Source organism: Streptomyces sp. NPDC026394 (assembly GCF_055567735.1).
Genome location: NZ_JBVHPX010000075.1, coordinates 1 through 1,131, shown reverse-complemented (window position 1 = coordinate 1,131; position 1,131 = coordinate 1). Strand labels below are relative to the sequence as shown.

At 64.2% G+C, this 1,131-nt stretch carries 1 protein-coding gene; it reads left to right on the top strand.

What is annotated here, in order from left to right; translation table 11 throughout:
• Positions 1–240: 240 nt before the first annotated feature.
• Positions 241–1,086 carry an IS5 family transposase gene (locus ACZ4QV_RS42495; RefSeq protein ID WP_031013580.1) on the top strand — a complete coding sequence of 282 codons (846 nt, stop codon included), beginning with the start codon at positions 241–243 and terminating at the stop codon, positions 1,084–1,086.
• Positions 1,087–1,131 lie beyond the last annotated feature (45 nt).

The window sequence follows — 1,131 nt, the reverse complement described above, 5'->3', positions numbered from 1 at the left end:
CTCTCAGAGGATGTTCTTGTCGATTACGTGCAGGTTTAGGCGTTTCGTCGGGCACCCAGTATCAACTGGTTGGTACCTATTCACGGCGAATGTGCGAGGCCAGTGCTCCTGACCGCTCCCGCGTGTCGTCCCGTTCTGCCCCGACAGCTCCTGTCCGGTTCGAAATTGCCCGGAACGGTCAGCTCAAGTCGCCCGGTCGAGCGATGTACGCGCCCGGCTCCGGGCCGTATCAGTGTTGCCATGACGTCGCAGCTGCCCCGCAAGCCCTACCCGTCCGATCTGTCCGACGCCCGTTGGGCCCTGATCGAACCCACACTGACAGCTTGGCGGGCTGAGCGGCAAAAGACCTCGCTCAACCTCGGTGGCAGGGTCGCCGACCTGCGGGAAGTCCTCAACGCGATCCTCTACGTCAACCGCACCGGCATCCCCTGGCGCTACCTGCCGCACGACTTCCCAGCTCACACCACCGTCTTCTCCCACTTCAGCGCCTGGACTGCCGACGGCACCGTCGAGAAGCTCGGCCTCCGCCTGCACCGGCTGGTGCGCGGGAAGGAAGGGCGCGACCCCGAACCCACCGCCTGCGTCATTGACTCCCAGAGCGTGAAGACCGCCCACACCGTCCCCGCCAGCACGCAGGGCATCGACGCCGGCAAGAAGATCGTCGGCCGTAAACGCAGCATCGTCACCGACACGTTGGGGCTCCTGCTACTGGTCATGGTCACCGCGGCCGGCGTCTCCGACAACGAGGCCGGCAAGCATCTCCTGACCCGTACCGCAGCCACCCACCCCACGATCACCAAGGCCTGGGTCGACACCGGTTACAAGAACCAGGCCATCGAACACGGCGCCCAACTCGGCATCGATGTCGACGTTGTGCCACGGAACACGCAGGTCAAAGGCTTCTCCGTGCTCCCGCGACGCTGGGTGGTGGAGCGCAGTTTCGGGTGGATCATGATGCACCGCCGCCTCGCCCGCGACTACGAGACCAAGCCCGAACACTCCGAGAGCATGATCCGTATCGCAGCCATCGCCAACCTCGCCAAACGAGCAACCGACGAAACCACCCCCACCTGGCGATACACATAAAACGCAATCACTCACGAACTACGCGAACCAGACGCCCTCTCAGAG